The organism is Pseudoalteromonas sp. RW-H-Ap-1 (assembly GCF_048318575.1).
GTDB lineage: Bacteria > Pseudomonadota > Gammaproteobacteria > Enterobacterales > Alteromonadaceae > Pseudoalteromonas.
In genome coordinates this window covers 1,152,938-1,174,651 of record NZ_CP166996.1, presented here as the reverse complement: position 1 = coordinate 1,174,651, position 21,714 = coordinate 1,152,938, and the positions used below count along the sequence as shown (strand labels likewise).

14 protein-coding genes, 1 tRNA gene and 3 pseudogenes are annotated in these 21,714 nt (G+C 36.4%); 8 read left to right on the top strand and 10 right to left on the bottom strand.

The features are described from left to right. Nucleotides 1–87: 87 nt before the first annotated feature. A pseudogene (locus AB8618_RS05515) lies at nt 88–2,590 on the bottom strand (ABC transporter permease). Continuing rightward, nucleotides 2,580–3,293 carry an ABC transporter ATP-binding protein gene (locus tag AB8618_RS05510; protein WP_413402832.1) on the bottom strand — a complete coding sequence of 238 codons (714 nt, stop codon included), beginning with the start codon at nt 3,291–3,293 and terminating at the stop codon, nt 2,580–2,582. The pseudogene AB8618_RS05515 and the gene AB8618_RS05510 overlap by 11 nt, the downstream one beginning before the upstream one ends. On the opposite strand from AB8618_RS05510, the gene AB8618_RS05505 reads away from it, so the two are divergent. The 3 genes and pseudogenes from AB8618_RS05505 (at nt 3,294) to AB8618_RS05495 (ending at nt 6,059) form a co-directional block, all read left to right on the top strand. Further along, complete coding sequence (locus tag AB8618_RS05505) at nt 3,294–3,917, top strand: arylesterase (RefSeq protein WP_413401656.1); 624 nt, start codon at nt 3,294–3,296, stop codon at nt 3,915–3,917. Nucleotides 3,918–4,033: 116 nt separating this feature from the next. After that, a tRNA-Pro gene (locus AB8618_RS05500) sits at nt 4,034–4,110 on the top strand. 848 nt (nt 4,111–4,958) lie between these two features. Then, nucleotides 4,959–6,059: pseudogene (locus tag AB8618_RS05495) on the top strand (cytochrome-c peroxidase). A 276-nt stretch (nt 6,060–6,335) separates the two neighbouring features. On the opposite strand, the gene AB8618_RS05490 reads toward AB8618_RS05495, so the two are convergent. From AB8618_RS05490 to AB8618_RS05475, 4 genes are all read right to left on the bottom strand, one after another. Continuing rightward, nucleotides 6,336–8,456 (bottom strand): TonB-dependent receptor domain-containing protein, encoded by a 2,121-nt coding sequence (locus AB8618_RS05490; RefSeq protein WP_409425136.1) that lies wholly within the window; start codon nt 8,454–8,456, stop codon nt 6,336–6,338. Between the two features lie 291 nt (nt 8,457–8,747). Then, the gene (locus AB8618_RS05485; protein ID WP_413401654.1) at nt 8,748–9,608 is read right to left on the bottom strand and encodes a DUF4198 domain-containing protein; all 861 of its coding nucleotides are present in this window, start codon (nt 9,606–9,608) and stop codon (nt 8,748–8,750) included. Nucleotides 9,609–10,037: 429 nt separating this feature from the next. Next, nucleotides 10,038–10,520, bottom strand: coding sequence for a DUF2271 domain-containing protein (locus AB8618_RS05480; RefSeq protein WP_409425134.1), 483 nt, complete (start codon nt 10,518–10,520; stop codon nt 10,038–10,040). Nucleotides 10,521–10,522: 2 nt separating this feature from the next. Then, nucleotides 10,523–11,059: a PepSY-associated TM helix domain-containing protein gene (locus AB8618_RS05475; RefSeq protein ID WP_409425133.1), complete on the bottom strand. Its 537-nt coding sequence runs from the start codon at nt 11,057–11,059 to the stop codon at nt 10,523–10,525. Between the two features lie 220 nt (nt 11,060–11,279). Between AB8618_RS05475 and AB8618_RS05470 the strand changes: the two genes are divergently transcribed. Beyond that, nucleotides 11,280–11,978, top strand: a complete 699-nt coding sequence (locus AB8618_RS05470) for a response regulator transcription factor (RefSeq protein WP_409425132.1) — start codon at nt 11,280–11,282, stop codon at nt 11,976–11,978. Between the two features lie 477 nt (nt 11,979–12,455). Here the strand turns inward: AB8618_RS05470 and AB8618_RS05465 are convergent, their stop codons facing one another. From AB8618_RS05465 to AB8618_RS05450, 4 genes and pseudogenes are all read right to left on the bottom strand, one after another. Beyond that, complete coding sequence (locus AB8618_RS05465; RefSeq protein WP_409425131.1) at nt 12,456–15,533, bottom strand: efflux RND transporter permease subunit; 3,078 nt, start codon at nt 15,531–15,533, stop codon at nt 12,456–12,458. Then, a pseudogene (locus AB8618_RS05460) lies at nt 15,533–16,060 on the bottom strand (efflux RND transporter periplasmic adaptor subunit); the annotation flags it as partial. The gene AB8618_RS05465 and the pseudogene AB8618_RS05460, both read right to left, overlap by 1 nt. Nucleotides 16,061–16,098: 38 nt before the next feature. Continuing rightward, nucleotides 16,099–16,650, bottom strand: coding sequence for a hypothetical protein (locus AB8618_RS05455; RefSeq protein WP_409425130.1), 552 nt, complete (start codon nt 16,648–16,650; stop codon nt 16,099–16,101). A 2-nt stretch (nt 16,651–16,652) separates the two neighbouring features. Further along, a complete protein-coding gene (locus AB8618_RS05450; RefSeq protein ID WP_409425562.1) occupies nt 16,653–16,997 on the bottom strand; it encodes a GtrA family protein in 345 nt (114 codons plus the stop codon). Between the two features lie 198 nt (nt 16,998–17,195). Between AB8618_RS05450 and AB8618_RS05445 the strand changes: the two genes are divergently transcribed. Genes AB8618_RS05445 through AB8618_RS05430 form a run of 4 tightly spaced genes read left to right on the top strand, consistent with a single transcriptional unit; the run spans nt 17,196 to nt 21,539 of the window. Continuing rightward, a complete protein-coding gene (locus AB8618_RS05445) occupies nt 17,196–18,194 on the top strand; it encodes a glycosyltransferase family 2 protein (RefSeq protein WP_182719600.1) in 999 nt (332 codons plus the stop codon). After that, nucleotides 18,187–19,644, top strand: a complete 1,458-nt coding sequence (locus tag AB8618_RS05440; protein ID WP_409425129.1) for an ArnT family glycosyltransferase — start codon at nt 18,187–18,189, stop codon at nt 19,642–19,644. The genes AB8618_RS05445 and AB8618_RS05440 overlap by 8 nt, the downstream gene beginning before the upstream one ends. Continuing rightward, entirely contained in the window at nt 19,625–20,302 is a 678-nt protein-coding gene (locus AB8618_RS05435; protein ID WP_409425128.1) for a response regulator transcription factor, read from the top strand. Before AB8618_RS05440 ends, AB8618_RS05435 begins: the two co-directional genes overlap by 20 nt. Further along, a complete protein-coding gene (locus AB8618_RS05430; protein ID WP_409425127.1) occupies nt 20,295–21,539 on the top strand; it encodes a sensor histidine kinase in 1,245 nt (414 codons plus the stop codon). Before AB8618_RS05435 ends, AB8618_RS05430 begins: the two co-directional genes overlap by 8 nt. The last annotated feature ends 175 nt before the right edge of the window (nt 21,540–21,714 follow it).

Genomic DNA, 21,714 nt, shown 5'->3' with positions numbered 1-21,714 from the left:
AGAGCACTGTATAAATTACCAGTACCAAGCTAAAACAAAAATGCCTACTTAAAAAGTAGGCATTTAAACGCTATTTGGCCGCAAAGTTTACGCCAAAGCGCGCACTAAACCTTGGGTGTTTTGTTTGAGCGTACGGGAAATCATAAAATAGCCTAATCCTGCTACAAATACGCCACCAGCAACGGGGCCAATAATCCAAATATTTGGATGCAGCTTACCCGCCAAATCAAACATTTGCTGCTGTACTATTAACAGTGCTATATCACTGAAAAATGCAGCGACTAGTCCGGCTAAACCGCCCAGTAATAAAAACTCATACAAAGTAGCGTTTTTTATTAATCGACCTTTAGCGCCTAGCGTACGTAATATCACAATTTCTTGCATCCGCTCACCTAAGCTTGCTTGCACCTGCGATATAAGTACCAGTGCACCACATAGCACCACAATAGCGAGTACAAAACCAATAGCTAACGACACTTGTTCAATAGTCGATTGTATTTGCTTAACAAAGTTATCTACATCAATTGCTGTAATAGTGGGATATGTACGTAATAACTGGCTAAAGTCGCGCTTTTGCTCAGGCTCAATGCGTACCGATGAAATATAGGTTGCCGGAAAGTCGCTAAGTACATCGGGGCTTAAAATAATAAAAAAGTTAGGCTTGAGGGTGGCCCAATTTACTTTTCGCACACTGGTAATTTTAGCGTCGAACGACTGCGCACCAATTAAAAACGTGAGGGTATCGCCCATTTTCACATCTAGGCGCTGCATCATCGACTCTTCAAGTGAGGCCTCGGCAACGGCGTCATCGCCAAACCACTGACCATCGATAATGTCATTTTGTGAAGGAACTTCATCAAGCCAGGTTAAGTTAAGTTCGCGACCAATGCCTGAGCGGGCTTCTTCGTCTTTTTTCTCGTTGTCTTGCAGTGACACTTCACGCGCAACCGCTTCACCGTTAACAGCATTTACGCGACCACGAATAGTCGGGTAAAACTCCGACACCTGAATGCCCTTTTGTGCTAAATATTCATTAACTGGATCCAGTTCATTTTGCGTGATATTAACTAAAAAAGCGTTAGGCGCATCACTTGGCAATTGTGACTGCCAATCAGAAATAATATCGTTTTTAAGCACAATTAAAAATAATAGTAATTTTATTGCTAACGAAAAACTAATTAACTGCACTGCATTAACATTGGCGCGCTTTTGAATAGACGCAATAGCTAACGACCAGCTGTTACCCGGCTTTAAGCCAAGCTTGCGGCCACCACCAAATATTAACTTAGAAATTAAAAATAACACCAAAATAAGCGTAAGCGTTGAGACAAACAAAATAAGGGTAATTTTAATATTGTTACTAAATAACCACATTAATAAAAACACGGTGAGTGCACTTAGCCCTAAATGAATTTTACTTACCGCAAGGCGATCGCCTAAGTTACGGCGAAGTATCTCTAAGCGGTGGAATATCAAATAAGTCTAACAATGGCTTAATAGAGAACATAACCGCACAAATAACCCCGGTGCTAATCGCTACTAGCCAAGGTTTAAAGCCTGCCATGGGCAGTTCGGTGCCCATACTCTTAGCTAAATAACCGGTAGCCACTTCTTGCAAGCCATAGCCAATAGCTAAGCCAACAACCACCGCCATGGTACACACCATTAATAAGTGCATAAGGTAAATTTTGCGGATCATATCGCGGCTGCCGCCTAAGGTTTTCATCATTGCTACTGGGTCGTATTGGCGCTCACAATAGCGTTTAGCCGATACTGCAATAGCAACTGCGGCTAAAATAATCCCTAGCAAACCGGCTAATAACAAAAAGCTTTCAGCTCTGTTTAAGCTATTTGAAATGGGCGATTGACGGTCTTTAACACCATACCAGTTTTGGTTTTCTTTAAGTTGCGGTTTTAACCAATCGTAAAAACTGTTGATATCGCTTTCATCACCTGCATATAACTGGCGATAAAATACACGGCTACCGGGCTGTATTACTTCAGTTTTTGGTACGTCGTCAATATTAATAAGTACCCTGCGGCTGCTAGAGAACACATTAAACGGCGCATCAGGTTCTTCTACAATCACCTTTTCCACATTGAATAACGCAGCACCCAGCTCAACTTGGTCGCCTACGTTTATATTTAAACTGTAAAAAACCGATTCACTTAGCCACACGTTACCTGGGGTTGGCGCACCCGGGGCAACTTCTGTTTCAGCGTTTAAGCCCGCCTTAACTTTTAACTGACCTTTAAGCGGGTAACTGTTTGATGCAGCCTTTACCGAGCTAAATTGCATTTCATCGTTTGCAAACAACATAGTGTCAAAATACACCATTTGAGCTGTTTTGAGGTTTTGCTGCTCAGCTTGAGTAATATAAGCGGTATCTATGGCATGGTTACTGGCCAATACCCTATCTGCTGCTATAAATGCACTGCTTTTTTGCGCGATACTTTGTGCAATTCGCTCGGTCACCATAGATAAAGTAAGCACCGTTAACACCGCTAAAGCAATGGCTGCACTTATAACGGTTAGTTCACCACGGCGAAACTCTCGAGAAAATAGTTTAAGCGCTAATTTAGCCCACATTTGCCATTTCCTCAGTTGAATTACGTACCAGCTCACCGGCTTCAATCTGAATAATACGTTCACACTTTTGAGCCAGTGCTTCATCGTGGGTAACTAAAATAAGCGTAGTACCGTTTTGCTTATTTAAATCAAACAATAACGACTCAATCATATGGCCATTTTTGCTATCTAGGTTAGCTGATGGTTCGTCGGCAAACAGTATTTTAGGCGAACCCACAAATGCACGAGCAATGGCAACACGTTGTTGCTCACCACCAGATAACTGCGACGGGTAATGATCAGTACGATGGCTCAAGCCAACTTTTTCAAGTAATGCGAGCGCTTGCTCTTTAGCATCATGTTCGCCAGCAAGCTCAGCGGGTAACATCACATTCTCAAGCGCAGTTAAACTTTGTACCAACATAAAAGACTGAAATACAAACCCGACTTTAGCAGCTCTAAGGGCTGCACGCGCTTCTTCATCTAACTTGTGCAAATGCTCGCCATCTAACACTACCTCGCCACTGCTGGCGGTATCAAGCCCTGCTAGCAAGCTCAATAATGTAGACTTACCAGAGCCCGACGTGCCTACTACGGCAACAGACTCGCCATGCTTGACATTAAAGCTGATGTCGCTGAGGATGGACAACTCACCTTCAAAGGTGGAAACCACTTTAGATAAACCATTTACTTGAATTATATTTAATTGAGAAAGCGCTGACATATGACTCATTCAATCCTACGTTGTGTATTCATTTTATTTTTAGTTATTAACCCACTACACGCGGCAGCTAACAACACGATTTTAATACTTGGTGATAGTTTAAGCGCAGCTTATGGCTTAAAACAAGAACAAGGCTGGGTGCAATTGTTACAAGATAAATACGATACCGAGCAACGCCCTATCAACTTAGTAAATGCCAGTATTAGCGGCGAAACCACCGGCGGTGCATTGCGCCGATTAGACGCGCTACTTGAGCAATACCAACCAACTCATGTACTTATTGAACTCGGTGCTAATGATGGCCTACGCGGCTTTCCTATCACAAAAATGCAAACTAACTTAACGGCTTTAATTGAAAAAAGCCAAGCTGCTGATGCGCAAACCGCACTTATGGAAATATATATTCCACCTAACTATGGCCCTCGGTACAGTAAAATGTTCACCGATAGCTTTGCCAGTGTTAGTGAAGCTACTAACTCGCATTTAATGCCGTTTTTTATACTTAAAGTAGCAGGAAAAAACGAGCTAATGCAAAACGATAACTTACACCCTAACAAAACTGCTCAACCAATACTACGAGATGAAATGTATAACACGATCAACCAGTGGTTAAATAAAGACTAAGGCCGTGTAAAACACTCCGCGCAAGTGCTTAAAACTAAGCGCTTGCGCAATAAACATCCAAACAAACAAAAGCTTATTGATTTTTTTATAAATACACGTACTATTGCTATCGAAGTCGGTATGTGGCGCAGCTTGGTAGCGCACTGTCATGGGGTGGCAGGGGTCGAGAGTTCGAATCTCTCCATACCGACCATTTAACTCCGTTTATTTTCAATTAGTTATAAATTAAACTATCTTCTTTATCGCACAATTAAATTAGTGTTTTTAAATATATATCGCACATTTATCGCACCATCCTTACCTTAAATTATTTTATACTTTTAAGGTATAAAAGGGGGGATATATAGGAAGACAGCTAATGGCACTCTACTGAACAAGTTTTTACTCTTCTTTTGAATTGTATTTTAAAGCTCAAAGTACAATAGAAAACAATTATGCAAACCAACAAAAAGCAAAACCGCTTCACACTTACTCTTTGATGAAATTATTTGTGCAATTGTGTTTGGCTCAATACCCTGCCTTTTAGTCTTACTCTTTTCAGGCGTTGAAGGCCCGGTTAGCTTTTTCTAAGGGATTACGCCACCAGACCATCTTATATACTATTTTAATTTACTAACTCTTTTGCATAGTGTTGTTTGGGCTATTTCTAAATACAGTTTATCTTTTATCCGCTTTTAGTAAGCATTAAAATACAGGTTGCGTTCACTTTCATATCGAGTTGAGTTTAATTAAATAGGCTTATAACATCAGAGCAATTTCACCCTCCCAGTCATTGCAATACTTAATTAATTTATGAAAAGACGAACAAATATGTTTGAAACTATAAAAAATACCATGCCCTCTAACAGACCATATCGTGACAGCACAGAAAGAGCCTTTAGACCATAACTAACAAAGAAAGCAGAAAGATTGACAGCGTTGTTTTATCAAATTGAGATTACTTGCGATAAAGAGACATTTCTTAGACAACTAAATGGGCAAACTAACTAGATCAACGATGTTGGCACAAGTTGACATTAGAGTGCTTTGCTTATAAGAATTATGGAGTTGTTAAGTATGAAACGATCTAAAGTAGTTTTAATCACATTAGCTTGCAGTGTGCTAATTAGCTGTGGAAACCCTGAAAATTTTGAGCAGCTTGGCGATGATACTCAAATTCGAAATTACTCAAGTCTCTTTACACCCTTACCAACAAACTCAATTTATCCAGAAGACAATCCTTATAACGAAACTAAGGAACGCTTGGGTGAGCTGCTTTATTGGGACCCTATTTTATCTGGCGATCAAAACGTTTCCTGTGCGTCATGCCACCATCCAGACTTTGGCTGGGCTGATGGAAGATCTTTCTCCATCGGCTCAGATGGCATCGGCCTTGGCCCTAATAGGTTTGGCTCAGAAGTTACGCCGCTTCACACCCCGACAATTATGAATGTCGCATTTTCTGGCATCAGTAATAATGAAATTTTCGAGAACTTCGTTTCTGGTGGGTACTTCTGGGATTTAAGAGCTGATACTTTAGAAGAGCAAGCTTTAGGTCCGATTACAAACCCTGTTGAAATGCTTGGTTACAGTGTCAGTTAACAAGAAATAATGCCTGAAATTACTATGAGATTACAATCAATACCCGAATATATTGAGTTATTTCAGCTTGCTTTTCCTGAAGACGGTGTCATCAATGGTATAAACATCGCCAAAGCAATTGCCACTTTTGAACGTAAAATAATTAGCCCTAATACACGCTTTGATAATTTTCTACTTGGAGAACAAGCTGCTTTATCACAGCAAGAAATTATCGGCCTTAATAAATTTATAGATGGCGGCTGCGCTAGATGCCACAGTGGTTCAATGCTATCTGACAACGAAATCCATGAAGGCGAGGCTATTATTGGTAACACAGTAGTTCGTACACCAAGTTTGAGGAATATATCTTTGACAGCTCCATATATGCATGATGGTTCGCGCGAAAGCTTAATCGACGCAATCGCAGCCTATGAAAATAGAGGCGATATAGAAGTAAATATAGATGATGACGATTTTAGTGATATTGAAGCCTTTTTGAAAACCCTCGATACAGATAAGTTTTATTCAGGAAAGCCTGACTCTGTGCCTAGTGGTCTTCCTGTTGGTGGGAATATAAATTAATATATTTTAAGTTATTGTTTGCCTCAATTCATAAATACAGAATGCGTTTTAGCTCTTAATATCTAGCTGTTTTTTCTTCGTAACAGCTAGATATCACTAGTATAGTTGGAAGCATTAGTGTCGATAAAACTACTATATCTAAACAAGAGCTTGACGCACTAGTAGCATTAATAGAATATTATAAGTCAAATTGACTGAAGTCTTTTTGTACCTGATAGACTGTGATAACGCCGCGTGAAATATTGAGCAACGCTATCACAAACTTAAATAAAGTAGTTAAAAATCTAAACTAAGCCCAAGAGTAAGTCTTCGTCCATCTAGTACTACACCATAAGTTTCATTTGTTACAATACGATTTGTAGCGTTTTGCAGGCTTGCTGTTACTTTAAGACTATCAGTAGCCCAATAACTAGTACCTATATCCATCATAGTGTAACCTGGAGTCCCGTCACTTAACCTCGTTCTACTTAAGTAGTCAGTGGTCTCCCCTCGATAATTAACTCTGCTCCAAGCATTTAATGTATCAGATATATCCCAGCTTAAACTGACATTAGACATACTTTTGGGTATTTTATTAAGTGGCTTCCCAACAAAATCTCCTGTTTTTTGTTCGGAACTTGTGTAGGAATAATCGGCTTTAAAGCGAAGGTTATCGGCTAAACGATAATTAATTGTTGCTTCAAGCCCACTCATTTCTGCTTTAGAGATATTCTTTCTAGTACCCAGAAAGTAATAAGTATTACCACTAAATTCACACTGATAATTTTCAAAGTCATTCCGCTCTACACCTTCACTGATACAGTAACGATCTTCTGCTATTTTATCGTTAAAATAGGTGTGAAATAGCGTTAAGTTAGTAGATAGACCTACTTTAGGGTTTTCATAAATAAAAGCTACTTCGTAGTTTACACTAGTCTCTGGGTTTAAATTCGGGTTACCTATAATAAGTGCACGAGAAATAGATTTACCATCTGAAGATAAGTTTGGAGATCCTCTCCCTCCGGTCCTTCTTCCAAAGCCCGCAGTAGCTTCGGATAGTGAAGGTTGAGTATAACCAGTAGAAACACCTCCTTTAATAGTTATATTATTAAAACCCCAATTAGCATAAAGGCGAGGAGACCAATGCGAACCAAATTGCTCATCGTTATCGTATCTTAAGCCTGTTGTTATCGCTAAATCCTTTTCAACATTCCACTCTACCTCAGTAAATAAAGCACCTATCCAGCGGCTAACAGTATCTTTTGCTGAAGCAACATTTGCACTCAATAAGCCATTTGTTTCATCAACTAGCTCTTCTGTTTTATAACGTGCTCCAAAAGTATAAGTGTTATTTTCACCTATATATGTAGCTGAGGTATTAAAAGTGATTATCTCTTCTTTTTTATCTTTTATTTGGACTCGTTCTGATAAGTCTTGCTGGAGATATGTATTTGTTGTTAAATTGTCATAGTTACCCAAGTGAGTAAATGAGTAAACTTCTTTCTTAAACTCATACTCAGAGCCGGTTGCATCAACTTCGATAGACTTTCCTGGGGTATGTACAAAGTCTATTTTTGATTTGTCATAGCTTAAACTCAATCGGTTTTGTTCATTAACAGACCAATTAAGTTTACTTCCGAAGCGCGTCGTGTCTGAATTCGGCCGACTAGCAGCGGAATCACCTCCTCCTGAAAACTCACTTTCATCTGTGTGTAATAGTGAGCCAGTTAGCTCCAATCCGAGTACGTCTTTAATCAGTGCCCCACCTAGATAGAAGTCTGTACTATATGCGTTATTACTAACTTCATTCATAGATAATGTATGGTTTGCGGCAAGGCTACCAGACCACTCCTGCGGGGCTGCACGGGTGATAATATTAATGACTCCTCCCATTGCCTCTGAGCCATAAAGCGATGACATGGGGCCACGAATAACCTCTATTCGTTCAATCATAGCTAACGGGGGCATACCGATTTGTTTTCCCCCATCGGCTCCATTGGTGTTTACTGAACGTCCTGCCGATAAAGGGCGGCCATCAACCAAATATAACGTGTACTGATCATCCATACCGCGGATACTAATGTCTTGCATGTTACCGCCACCACTAATATACACACCTGGGATATCGCGTACCGCATCAACAATTGTAGAATAAGACTTTTTACGTAACTCATCCTGAAATATAACTGAGATGGATGCTGGCGCATCTATAAGTCTTTGCTCATAACCTGTTGCTGTAACAACTATTCTTTCCATCTCATTAATTCTTGAGGTGGGATGTGCACCTATTTCCAAGTCTCTTATTTCTGTCTGAACACTCTCAGTAATGCCTTGCTTGTCTGTTACTGACCCTGCAAGTGCTGCTTGGCTTGCTATCGAAAAGCATACTAAAGTTGATAATTTTGATTTTTTGAACATAGAAATTCACTTTTTATTGTATCGTTAATGAGAATGAATATCATTATAGTTATAGCTATGTGATAGAATTGTGACATGGAAGCGAACTGGTGCTGGTATTTTTTATATATTGATGTGAAGTTCAGAAATTTCTGTTAATGGCATTTTATTGAAATAACTCACTTGGTAGGATTTAGGGTATGGTAAGAAAGGGGGTTATACATTTGAATAAAAAGGACTGAAAGATGTTGAGTAGCTTGAATTAATTTAGGCTTTAATTTAATACTCTTTCAATCCCCATTATAGTTTTATTTACTCTGTAATTTCGAACGTTAAAAATCTCTCAATTGATCTAAAGTCTGCATTTTTATTGTTTTGCAGCTCTAAACCGTATTCAACACCTAATAAATAACGTCCAGGTAGTTTAGGCTCAAATATTACGAGGCCATTATTTTTATCTTCTAATTCAACTTTGACACTCTCATCATCTTGGTAATAAAAGTTATTTAGACCTTTTAAGGTAACTTCTGCATCAGGTACGGGCTCACCATTATATGTTACTTTAAATCTAAGTTCTTCACCTACCCTAAGCTTATTAGGGTGCTGTTTTAAGATAATTTGTAGGCCATGAGTTGATGGCTGCATTATGGTGCTAAAACCATTGTAGCTAACATAGGTTTCTGTCACTAAAAGCTTTTCAACAGTCTTTTCCGGTTTTGAACCTTTTGGCAGCTTGTGGTACTGAGTTTTAGGCATTCTTATTTTATGCTTCTTTCCATCCTCGTCATAGTAGAAGGATAAAAAAACTTGAGTCTCTGGGCTTTCAAAATGGTAAGTGCCTGAACTATCGAATTCAACTTCAAATACTTCTTTTACTTTTCCAGAAAAGTCCGCAGTTATTTTTTTAATTTCCCCTTGTGGTGTTGTCATTAAAAGGTTTTTAATTTGATGGTTTGATTCTGCAACATAAGCCTGAGCTGAGCGAGATACATCTAACGCAAAAAATTTTTGTTCTTCGTTATTAATTTCATGCGTATCAGCTTTTATCCAAATATCGTGTGCGTGTACAGATAGTGAAGTTGTGCAAATAATGCTTGCTAGTATTACATTTTTCATTTTGTAAGTTCCATAATAAATAATCACTTTCATTATGGCTTGGGTTTGATCACTCAATTATCACTTATAGACAAAAATTAGACTAAAAAAATGAGATAATAAGGAAATAACAAGATTAGATAGTTTATACTTTTATTTGAAAAATATTGATAGAAAAAATTTAAAGCGCAATTTTCTAAGAACTATCCTAACGTCCCTACTGATGACGATTGCGATTAAGAGTTATATTTTAATTACGAGGATTGTATGTGCTAACTTCATTAGCAATGCTTTGCTTAATCATGCAGTTGATGAATTTTTAACATTGTGGTCTATCACTGTGTTGATAACGATTTTTATAAACGCTATGACGTATTACTTAGTAAAGGTTTTTTAACCAAGTAATGCGTCAATGTTATCAACATAATTTAGCAGAAATATAGAATTATCACATATACCTAAGAAAACCTCACATCAGCAAAGAAACTTCACATAAAGACAATTTAATTAAATATCAAAAATTTGAACGCAAGCTTTTTCTATTTCAAAATTACCCAACACACATTTATCTTCAAGTAGAAGAGGCATCTTAATTAACTCTTTTTTACCATTTTCTCTCGCTACTTCAAAAAAAATATAATCCCAAGATTTGTTTATTTTAAATTCATAGCTAAGCTTTTTATTTCGATTAGTTGCACCAGTAACGGCATCACTTTCATTTCTATTTTCACGAGCTATATTACGCCAAAACGTCTTTAAACTGCTTAACCATTTCACATTACCTCTTTTAACCGAAAGAACTTTATATTCATTATCATCATTACTTAACCAAAGAGCGATATAAGGGTTTTGATGATTCCTATCAAAAACAGGCAATGATAAAGTTACAAAAATAGATCGTGAAGTATCAGTCTTTTCTGAGCCAAATAGCTCAAAATTAAAAATGCCACAGATGAATAGCAAACTAATTAGTTTGATTAATGTATTCATTTTTACTCCATGAATAGTACAAAACTTACTAGGCTAAATGATATAAAATATAAATATTGGCGCCGGTGTTTGTTATCTCTAAAACTAAGCCATATTCCGGTCACTGAAATCAAAATGAGCACAATGGCTGTTATATCCGAAATTACAGTCCAAACATGGCTAGTATGTCTTCCTTGGTGTAGCTCATTTAATCGACTTATAAAACCGAAGTCACTGACCTCAACAAATAAAGTACTATCCTTCAAATATAGCTCTAATCTTTTTCCTGGGGTTGGAATAGATAGTTCATGCATTAGTAATAGACTATTTATTTCGTCAGCACTGAGAGATATTTGCTGTCGAGATAACAGAGTATCAATGTTCGCACTACTAACTGTGTTAAGTTTGTATTCATTGACAGTGTACTTGGGCGCCCCTTCAAATACTGTACGATGATTCAGAGTGATACCTGTTAATGAAAAAGCTAATAGCAAAGTACAACAACATAAAGAACTATAAATATGTAACTTGCGGAGGTGCTTGTTTTTTATTTTTTTCATAACATAAGGTATTAGTAGTAAAGGCTGAAGTTTAGCATCGATAAAGTCACACAATTATCAACTTTAGAACTAGCCTAAATTCAGTCACTAATATCGCTTTAGATCGTTAAGGATAATATTATTAATAACTAGTTATATGTGCGAGCTTGAGTAGACATTAATTAGACATAACATTAGATAAAGTAACCTTTATTAAATTGATAACTATTAGTATTACAACGTGATTTTACTTATTGAAAACGATTCTAAATACGCTGCATTAATAGGCCATTATTTAACTGAACATGAAATGGAGGTCGACTATGCTTTTAATGGCATTGCAGGGTATGAGTTAGTATCAAAATACAGATATTCTGCTATTGTTATTAACAATGCCATTCCTAAGCTATTAAGCACAAAACTATGTCATAAAATAAGAAATGAACTATTTGTAAATACACCAATACTGTTTATGAGTTGCAGCGATATTTTACAAGACAAAATCAGCGCTTTTAGAGCTGGTGCAGATGACTTTATTGTTAAGCCTGTATCTAATGAAGAGCTTTATTACCGAATTAAAGCCTTATCTTCGAGAGGACCTCGCAGAGATATTGGTAAACAAAATATTGCAAATATTGAGGTAGATTATCATTTAAGAACAGTAACATGTAAGTCAATCACTGTAAAATTACATTTTTTACAGATGAATATTTTGAAAGTTTTAATACAGCATTATCCTAATATAGTATCTAGACAAACTCTCGAGCAAGAAATCTGGGGGGACGAACCACCTGCAAGCTCTCCACTTCGTACCCATATTTATCGTCTTCGTATTGCGATGGAAAAACCATTTAATCAACAAGTGATTGATACTGTTTATGGGCAGGGTTATCACTTAATACATTCAGACCCACTTACAAAGGCAAGTAAAAGCGATTAAATCAGCTTACATCTATTCTAAATTAATATAAACATGAGCTGTATATTAATAAATTGTAGGTGTATTATTGGATATAAATCAATCTTATTAATATCTCTATACTCTCTTAGTAAAACAATAAATACCGTCGTCAATTCAGGCCTACAAGGAGCTATAGCCAATTCATTAAACAGTTAGAGCTGCTGCACATTTAGGTTAGAATGATATCCAAGAACCAATTAAGAGAGCCTGTTTACTTACCTATAATATATAATAGCCAAATAAGCATAGAATAACGGTGGTTAAATGAAGTTTATTGTACTTTTTTAATTTAATTATTTGTATCTATGGTGAAGAAATTAATCACTCTTAAATACTCATGCCCTTTGCTAAAGTCATATTAATATACACGTGCTAAAAGTTATGTATGAATGTGGTAGGCAATATTGCCCACCATTTTCATACATAAATATAGCTATTTACAGAAGTAACGATTAACTACCTAGTCACATTTAAAGAGGCGTCATCCCCTCGTGATAATATGAATATAGCGGGACATAGTAATAATATCGTGGCAATAGAAAAGACTGTACCAAAGCTTAAACTAATTACCATAGGTATCAAATACAAAGCCTGCGTTGAAGTCTCAAATAACATTGGTACTAAACCAGCAGCAGTTGTAATTGCGGTCAAAACGACAGGGCGAAATCGATTTAAAGCCGCCTCTATCACAGCTTCCTTTTTATTTACCCCTTCTTTGCATAAAGTTCTAGTCTTCAGAAGCATAACAAAAGAGCCGTTTATAACGATACCGGATACTGCAATCATGCCAAATAAGCTCATTATGCTAAAGGGTGATCCCATAACAATATGCCCTAGCATTGCTGCTGCTACGGAAAATGGTATAACAAATAGCACGAGTACTGCATCAGAATAGCTTCTAAAAATGACTGCTAGCATAGCAAATACTAAAGCAAACGCGAGAGCTATGCCTTTAAATATCTCAGTATTAGCTTTTGACTCTATTCTGGCTTCTCCGCCTAATTCTATACTTAAATCTGGGTACTTTTGCTCGAGGTCACTTATTAGTTCCTCTTCGATAACTTTAATAGCTAAAGAAGCTGTTGTAAGTTTTCTCAGTATACTCGCTGTAACTTCAACGTATTGAGAACCATCAATACGATTAATGAGTGTGACGGCCTTAGTCGTTGATATATTCGCCACTTGGCCTAGCTCAACCGTTTCTCCACTCGGTGAAAAAATTATTAACCTCTCAAGTTGGTTTGCATAGTAGTGCTCGTCTTTATCCATTATTACTCTAACTTTTACCTCATCACCATTTATTATTTGGCGCTTAGCTTCGCCCCCAAAAAAGTGAAGACGAACTTGCTTACCTAAACTATCACTTGTAAATCCAAGGCTTTTACCCAAAGGTGTGGGCGATAAATTATACTGAAGCTTTCCGTCTACTAATGCACTATCTATGTCAGTAATACCTGTTATTCTTGCTAAGCCATCCATTAGCTCTGTAGCTGCTATTTTTAAGGTGCCTTCATCATTATGGCCTAACTCAATTACCAACTCTTTCCCACCTCCAGGACCAACCTGATAATCAAAGAATATAGACTTAATACCAGCTAGATCGCCTATTTTATTCCGCCATTGATCAACAAAGTCACGAGCACTGAATAACCGCTGATCCTCAGGTACTATCATAAAAGTAGAAGAACCACTATTACTGCCGATGTCTTGCATACGAAATTTATAAGCTTCTGTACCATTTAGCTTTTCCATTGCAGCAATACCAGAACGTTCAATGTAAGCAATGATGTTTTCTTTATCTTCAAGCGCCATACCTGTGGGAAATTCAACCTCAGCATCTATTCTAGTAGACTCTATTTTAGGCACGAAGCTAGCATCAACCCTTCCACTATAAACCCAAGCAAAAACTAAAATAAGTAATGAACTGAAAATAGTAATTACTATTGTTGGATGGTTACAACTGTATCTAAGCCAGCGAGAATAAACTTTATCTTTAAAGTCGTTAAAATAATTGAAGCATCGCTGTTGAATACGTGTAATGGTTTTTATTTTAATCGGCTTACCAATATTTCTCAGATGCAGAGGTAAGATCAATAAAGCCTCAATTAGTGATACTAAGAAAATAGCAAAAATAAGCAGTGTCATGGGCTTATACATCACCCCTAGCTCTCCTGGAACAAATAAAAGAGGTATAAACGCAATAATATTTGTTAATACTGAAAAGACGACAGGTAATGTCATTTCTTTAACCCCATCTTTTAGGGCTTTATCTGTATTGACACCTTGTTGAAGTTTTGAATATATATTTTCTGCGACCACGACCGCATCATCAACTAATATTCCTATTGTTATAACAAATGCAAATAAAGTTATCATGTTTAATGGAATATCTAGAAATGGCATAATACCGAGAGATCCGAGAATTGATACCGGTATTCCCATACTGACCCAAAAAGCCAACCTCATATCAAGAAATAATGATAATACAAAAACAACTAATATCATCCCAACTAACCCATTACTGGTTAGTAGGTTAACCCTTTGGCTGAAAGGCTCAGATTGATCCTGCAATGTTGTTATATTTAAGTTTGAAGGAACGTTTTGTTTGTACTCTTCAATAAACTCCTTAATTGCACTGCTTAACTCAATTGGCTTACTTGTTTTTTGTTGATACAGCTTTAATTCTAAACCCGGCTCGTTATTAATTAAGAATGGTTTTTTATCGCCTTGAAAACTGTTTCTAACCGTTGCAATATCCCCCAATAATAAGCGATGCCCATTCTTGTCATTCGCTATTTCTATTTTAGAAAACTGGCTTGTGAGCTTTTTTCTTCCTAAAGTACGTATTAAAATTTCACCACTTTGTGTACTTACACTACCTGTCGATATATCAGTAACAGACGCTTTTACTCGACTAAGGATTTGTTCAAGTGTTAACTGATATTTTAATAAATTGGCATTACTTATCTCTATGACAATTTCGGGACTTCTAGCGCCTTGAATATCTATTTTCGCTAAATCTAAATTGTTTAGAAGCTCCAGCTTTAACCTGCTTGCCTCCTGGTATAATTGCAATTCCGTCAAATCTCCGTGAAGGCCTAGCTCTACAATACTATCGTATTCTTCAGCAAGAGTTACACTCACTTTTTCCATTTCATCGGGAAAACTATTTATGCTATCAATACTGTTTTTTATCTTGGTTAGGGCTATGTTCTCATCAATACCCTCTACCAATTCAAGTGTTATTAAAGCGCTACCCTCTGAAGACTCTGCGCTTAGGCGTTCAATATCAGCATTATCAATTAACTTATATTCAATAGGTAGAACGATGCTTTGCTCAATATCCTTAGGTGTAGCCCCCAGATACTCTGCTTCAATTATAATTTTATTAATTTGAAAAGACGGGCTTGTTTCTTGTTTAATAACACCAAAAGATAACAGGCCAGATATTATAAGTGTCAACATCAGTAACGTTGAAGCGATTGGATTATTAATCATCCAGACTGAAAGGGGAGTAGCTTTACTATTTTTCATTACAGCTCTCCGTTGCTAATATCAGCTTTCAATCCATTTTTAGCACCAGACACTTTGTTTTTTACTATAGACATCCCTTCCTCTAGAATATTTTTGATTATGATACTCTCTTTATTTTTCCAAATTACGTTAACCCTTTTCGAAAACAATTGATTGTTCTTATCGACGAGCCAAATCTTGTCGCCATCAATAGAAGATAAAGGAACTTTAAGTACATTTTTAAAAGTAGGTAAAGTTAGCTCTGCGGCCACAAATTCATTTATGATCAGCGTTCCACTGTCATTATCTACAGTTAGATAAACACTTTGTAGTTGGCTAGTTAGCGCTTGTGTTGGAGGTATTTGAGATATATGGGCATTAAAAAATGTATTATCGTCCCGATAAACCTTAACCCGCTGACCAATAGACAATACTGAAGCAACATCGTGAGGTATTGATAAGCTTACCCTAAGCTCAAAGAGTTGAGCAAAAGTACCAATCTTATCTCCCTTTTTAACAAAGTCGCCTTGGTAAGCGCTCTTTTCTAAAACGACGTAGTTTTCTTTAGATTGAAATTTACAACGTTCTAAATTTTTTTTGCGAGTTCTAGGTTGCTTGTTGCAATTAAAATATTAGCTTTAGCTATTTCTAATTGAGGCTTTCGCAACATTAATGATTCTTGTAGTTTTAAATTAGGGCTGTCTTTTTTAGGTCTAACCCTTTTGTATTCACTTTTCGAAAAGCGTTGCTCACCGAGCTCAAGCTTTAAGTTAGCTTCTGCTACTTTAAGCTCTCCCAATCGAGCTTGTAGCTGATTTTTATAGTCCTCATCATCAATATGATAAATAGTTTCACTCCTATTTACTCGACTACCAACTTCAAAATTATTATTAAGGAATAAAATTTCACCTTCGACTTGTGCAAATAAAGTTAGAATATTTGGTGTTTCTATTCGGCCATAAGCTTGATAACTGGGTGTAAATTCTTGAGGTTTAGCCTTTAATATATTGACTACTAAAGCTTTGTTATTACTGGATGATAAAGGCAGTTTTGGAGGTGTTGCCAAAATAATTAATGCACAAATTGCTACGCTAAAAGTAATAAGAACAGTGATTATTTTCACTTTATTGACTTGCATTTCTAGTCCCTAATTTTATTGAGAAGGAAGTTGTTTTTTCTTTCGTTAGAATTTTTAGTAAATACAAACCTATTAGCTAAAAGGTAGTTACTTACCAAACCGGCCATAATTCCTAAGCAAAAAGCGAAGTGAATTAAGAAAAGCTCTTTGGCTATCCAAAAAACTATTAAATTGATTACGCCAGATAAATGAGCTGCGAACATGTGCTTACTCCATTGTTTTACAGCGCTTCCATAAGCCTGGTTATTGAAGGTGTAAACTCTATTACCTAACCATGTTGTGCTAGCTGCTAGCCAAAATGCTATTGCGCGTGCGGTTATAATTGAATCGATATGATTTACTAAAATAAAAAAATAAAACTATCAACAATGAACCCTGCACCTCCTACAAAACAAAATTTTTTTAGTTGCTGCATTATTAAGCATTAAATAATTAATCGTAGAGCCATTATTAATTAGAAGATGTCTATAAATTGTCTTGATGCATTGACTTTTTATAGACTCAGGTTGTTTTAAGCTTGCTTTGTATAATTATTGGAGAGCTTAATGAAACTGGTCGAACACCCTAAGTCTGTTAATGAAGATATAACGCTGAGCATCATAGTGCCTGTTTATAACGAGCAGGAAATGCTGCCTATCTTTAATCACCACCTATCGAAAGCTCTAAGCTTGTTATTAAACGAGCATGTGGAAGTCATTTATATTAATGATGGAAGTACTGACGATAGCTGGAATGCAATGTCAAATTTAACCAATCATTATGCCGATATTGAATGCATTAACTTAAGTCGTAACTTTGGTAAAGAAGCCGCGATGACCGCTGGTATAGATAATGCTAGAGGTGAAGCTATTATTTTATTGGATGCTGATTTACAAGATCCACCTGAACTTATTCCTAAAATGCTAAATGCATGGAAACAAGGTTTTGATGTTGTAAATATGAAACGGTCATCCCGCTTAGGTGAGTCACGCTTAAAACGTTGGAGCGCTCACATTTATTACAGGTTACTTGACCATTTATCTGAGGTTCCATTACAAAAGGACGTAGGTGATTTTAGGCTATTAAGTAGAAGAGTTGTTGATGATATAAAGAAATTATCAGAAAGAAGCCGCTATATGAAAGGAATTCTTTCATGGCCAGGATATAAGCAAACAACAATTAGTTTTGAGCGTCCTGAACGCGTTGCAGGAGAGACAAAGTGGTCTTTCTTTCAGCTGGTAAAGTTAGGCCTATCTGGCATTACAGCTTTTAGTGTAAAGCCTTTACAAATATCGACCTGGGTCGGCACTTTAATATCTACATCCGCATTTTTTTATGGCTTATGGGTTGTTGCCAAGACTCTATTCTTTGGAGAAACCGTTGCGGGTTACCCTTCGATAATGTTGACCCAGTTATTCTTAGGGGGAGTTCAACTGATAGCTATAGGCGTCTTAGGTGAGTATATTGGTCGTATTTATGCTGAGACCAAAGGGCGTCCTATATATTTAATAATGGATAAACAAAGCCAAAAGAGTCAGAACGGCATGGTGAAAAAACATGGCTGATAAAATAAATTCTACAGTATATTGGGCTTTAGCAATTATTATTTCCTTGATCGCTATAAGGCTTGTCTCACTAGGACTTTTCCCTCTCTACGATACAACTGAGGCTAGGTATGGGGAAATGGCTCGTATCATGGTAGAAACTCGTAACTGGGTTACCCCTCAGTTTGATTACGACGTGCCATTTTGGGGGAAACCTCCAATTCAAACCTGGCTGAGTGCCATTAGTTTTAATTTTTTAGGTATAAATGAGTTTACTGCTCGTTTACCTCACTTATTGTGTGGTTTATTAACCTGTTACTTGGTCTTTCGATTCACATTATCTCTGACGAATTTAAGTAAAAGTGTTTTATCTATATTGGTGCTAGTTTCTAGCTTAGGGTTTATCGTTGCTATTGGCATGGTTATGACGGATAGTGCTTTGCTTCTTGCTTATACCCTTGCAATGTTTAGCTATTGGCAATGCTATGCTCAAAAAAACCAACTTTATGGCTATTTGTTTTTTGTCTCTTTAGCGCTCGGTATGCTAATTAAAGGACCTGTTGCTGTCGTGCTTATAGGGATTTCACTCGTTGTTTGGAGCGCTTGGCAAGGCTGCTTTAAAGTAGCTATAAGACGCTTGCCTTGGGTAAGTGGGATGTTCGTTTTTTTAGGTCTAACTTTACCTTGGTACATTCTAGCCGAAATACGTACTCCGGGCTTTTTAGAATATTTTATAGTTGGTGAACATATTCAGCGATTCCTTGTATCTGGATGGGAAGGCGATCTTTATGGCACAGCGCACGTTAAACCTAGGGGTACAATTTGGTTTTATTGGTTACTGTGCGCAAGCCCTTGGTCATTTTTAGCTTTAGGACTACTATTCAAAAAAGAAAATATTAAAAAAGCACTTAGAAAAGAACCCGACCAGCCAAATATAAATAAGTACCTTATTTGTTGGGTGATTTCGCCGCTATTACTATTTACTTTAGCTGGTAATGTGTTGCCAATCTATGTGCTACCTGGTTTTAGTGCATTAGCTATACTTATAGCCTTAAACATGAAATTTACTAAGCTATGCAATTACTTAGCTCTATTTACGGTTTTAACCTTAATAGCTATGTTAAGTGCGTTGCTAAAGGGTGTATGGGAGCACAAAAGTGAAAATAAGCTACTCGAATTACATCAAAAATCGTTTAAAGAAGCCCCTTTATATTATTGGAATAAACGCCCATTTAGTGGACAGTTTTATTCAAATGGCAGAGCTAAACAAATAAATGAAAAAGCGTATTTAAGAGACTTGGTTAACAGTAGTGAGAAAATATATATTGCTATAAAGCAGGACGAATTTATTATTTTTAAAGATTTATTTGACGCTCATTGTGTTGTTGAAGAAAAATCCACTGTACGTTACCTATTAGTATGCAACGATAAATTTGAAAATAAGGTGTCTATTGAAAATTCTACTAATTGAAGATTGTCATACTGTTGCCGAAGTTATATTTGATTACTTTGAAGATTCAGAGTTTGAATTAGACTTTGCAGCGACAGGCACGTTAGGTCTTGCATTAGCTCAGTCAAACAACTTTGACTGTATTATTTTAGATATAATGCTTCCCGGTATTGATGGTATAACAGTATGTCATCGGCTTAGAGCCGAAGGATATGATACCCCTATCATAATGCTTACGGCCAGAGATACCGATAGTGACATGTTACAAGGGCTCAAAATAGGAGCTGATGACTATATAGTCAAACCTTTTAATTTAGAACTTTTGGAAGCTAGAATAATAAATGCTGTTCGAAGGAGTTCAGGAAATGGCTTTGCAAAAACAGTTATTTTCGGTCCTGTTACAATTAATCTCAAAACTTGTCAGGTCTGGAGAGAAGGGAGTGAAATTAAACTGACCCCAACTTGTTTCAAAATTATGAAGCTTTTAATAACTAAAGCACCCAATGTAGTTTCTAGGCAAGAGATAGAGGATAGTATTTGGGGAGATGAGCTACCTGATAAAGACATACTTAGAAAACACATATACCAATTGAGACTCAAAATCGATAAGCCTTATGACAAAGATGTTATAGAAACTATACCTAAAACAGGATACAGATTGAGTGAGTGTAATGTTTAAAAGTAAACCAATTAGTCAAATAATTATAAAAGTATATCTATTGGGCGCTTTGATATTATTAGCCTTTTATGGATGCTTATTTTATTACACGGTGTTGTACACTGAAAATCAAGCCAGTGAACAGCGTTTGGCACTAAAAGCTCCCTACCACCTAAAACTTTTTCAAAAAAGCGAAAATACAAAAATAAAAATAGATCCGATATTAACAATCTATAATACGTATGAAATTTTACCAAAAAAAATTAAAGATAAAATTAACACCGACTGGCTGGGTATCCAAAGTATTCATTTTGATGACGACAGTGAATTCACTGTATTTGCGCAAAAAATAAAAATTAATAATGATGAAATTACTGCTTATGCCATTGAGGATGTCGACCAAATAGAGTGGGACGATACATACTTTGCAATTTTCCAAATTATGATACTTTCTTCAGGTGTGATTTTATTCATTGGCTCTGCATTTTTTATTATTAAAATGGCAAAGCGGATAAGCTCTCCGTTTTCAGAGTTAGCTGAAATGCTTGAATATGATTCACATGAAGTTAGTAAACCTTTATCTGTTAATGGAAAATTATCTTTTGAGTTAGAAATGATGCTTGCTAGCATTAATAGCTATCGTAAGCGAATATATGCTGCATTTATTAGGGAGCAAACTTTTACTAGGTATATTAGTCATGAATTACGTACTCCTATGACGGTGATTCGAGGCGGTGTAAGTGTTTTAAGACGAGCAAATAATGATAAGACTACAAAGCAATTAACTAGAATAGATGATGCTGTAATAGAAATGGAGCAGTTAACTCATATTTTCCTATTACTTGCTAGAGACGAAGTTTCAAATACCAGTAAAGTTTCAATATCAGACACGTTTATCGACAAAATAGTTAAGAACTTTTCACCTACTATCAAAGCAAATCAAGTAAATTTCCATTATGAGATACAGAATGAATTTTCATTACATGCGCACCCATTACTATTTTCAGCAGTAGTATGTAACTTATTAAAAAATGCTATTAATTGCAGTATTGATGGTAGTGTAAATTTATTTATTTCTGAACAAAGAATAGATGTTATTGATGATGGATTAGGCCTAAATGAACAACCTCGCGGCTATGAAGGATTTGGTATAGGCCTCAAAATTGTTCAAGATATATGTGAAAAATACCAGTGGACATTTAACATATCAAATAATATGGAAAAGGGCTGCACCGCTTCAGTGATTTTTAAAACTTAGGGGATTAAATTTATGCTAATCCACCCTAGTAAAGCAAAAACAAGGACTAAAACATATTTTTTACTATCAACGTACGAAAGTATCGTGTTGTTTGTTAATAATTTAAACCTATAACAGATAATAAAATTGCGTTTAAAATGACATTCACTTTAATTAAAATCTAATGCAAAAATCT

Excerpts from the sequence above, each read along its gene's own strand:
- AB8618_RS05510 (WP_413402832.1), bottom strand. The coding sequence starts at position 3,293 with ATGTCAGCGCTTTCTCAATTAAATATAATTCAAGTAAATGGTTTATCT.
- AB8618_RS05505 (WP_413401656.1), top strand. The coding sequence starts at position 3,294 with ATGACTCATTCAATCCTACGTTGTGTATTCATTTTATTTTTAGTTATT.
- AB8618_RS05490 (WP_409425136.1), bottom strand. The coding sequence starts at position 8,456 with ATGTTCAAAAAATCAAAATTATCAACTTTAGTATGCTTTTCGATAGCA.
- AB8618_RS05480 (WP_409425134.1), bottom strand. The coding sequence starts at position 10,520 with ATGAATACATTAATCAAACTAATTAGTTTGCTATTCATCTGTGGCATT.
- AB8618_RS05475 (WP_409425133.1), bottom strand. The coding sequence starts at position 11,059 with ATGAAAAAAATAAAAAACAAGCACCTCCGCAAGTTACATATTTATAGT.
- AB8618_RS05465 (WP_409425131.1), bottom strand. The coding sequence starts at position 15,533 with ATGAAAAATAGTAAAGCTACTCCCCTTTCAGTCTGGATGATTAATAAT.
- AB8618_RS05455 (WP_409425130.1), bottom strand. The coding sequence starts at position 16,650 with ATGCAAGTCAATAAAGTGAAAATAATCACTGTTCTTATTACTTTTAGC.
- AB8618_RS05445 (WP_182719600.1), top strand. The coding sequence starts at position 17,196 with ATGAAACTGGTCGAACACCCTAAGTCTGTTAATGAAGATATAACGCTG.
- AB8618_RS05440 (WP_409425129.1), top strand. The coding sequence starts at position 18,187 with ATGGCTGATAAAATAAATTCTACAGTATATTGGGCTTTAGCAATTATT.
- AB8618_RS05430 (WP_409425127.1), top strand. The coding sequence starts at position 20,295 with ATGTTTAAAAGTAAACCAATTAGTCAAATAATTATAAAAGTATATCTA.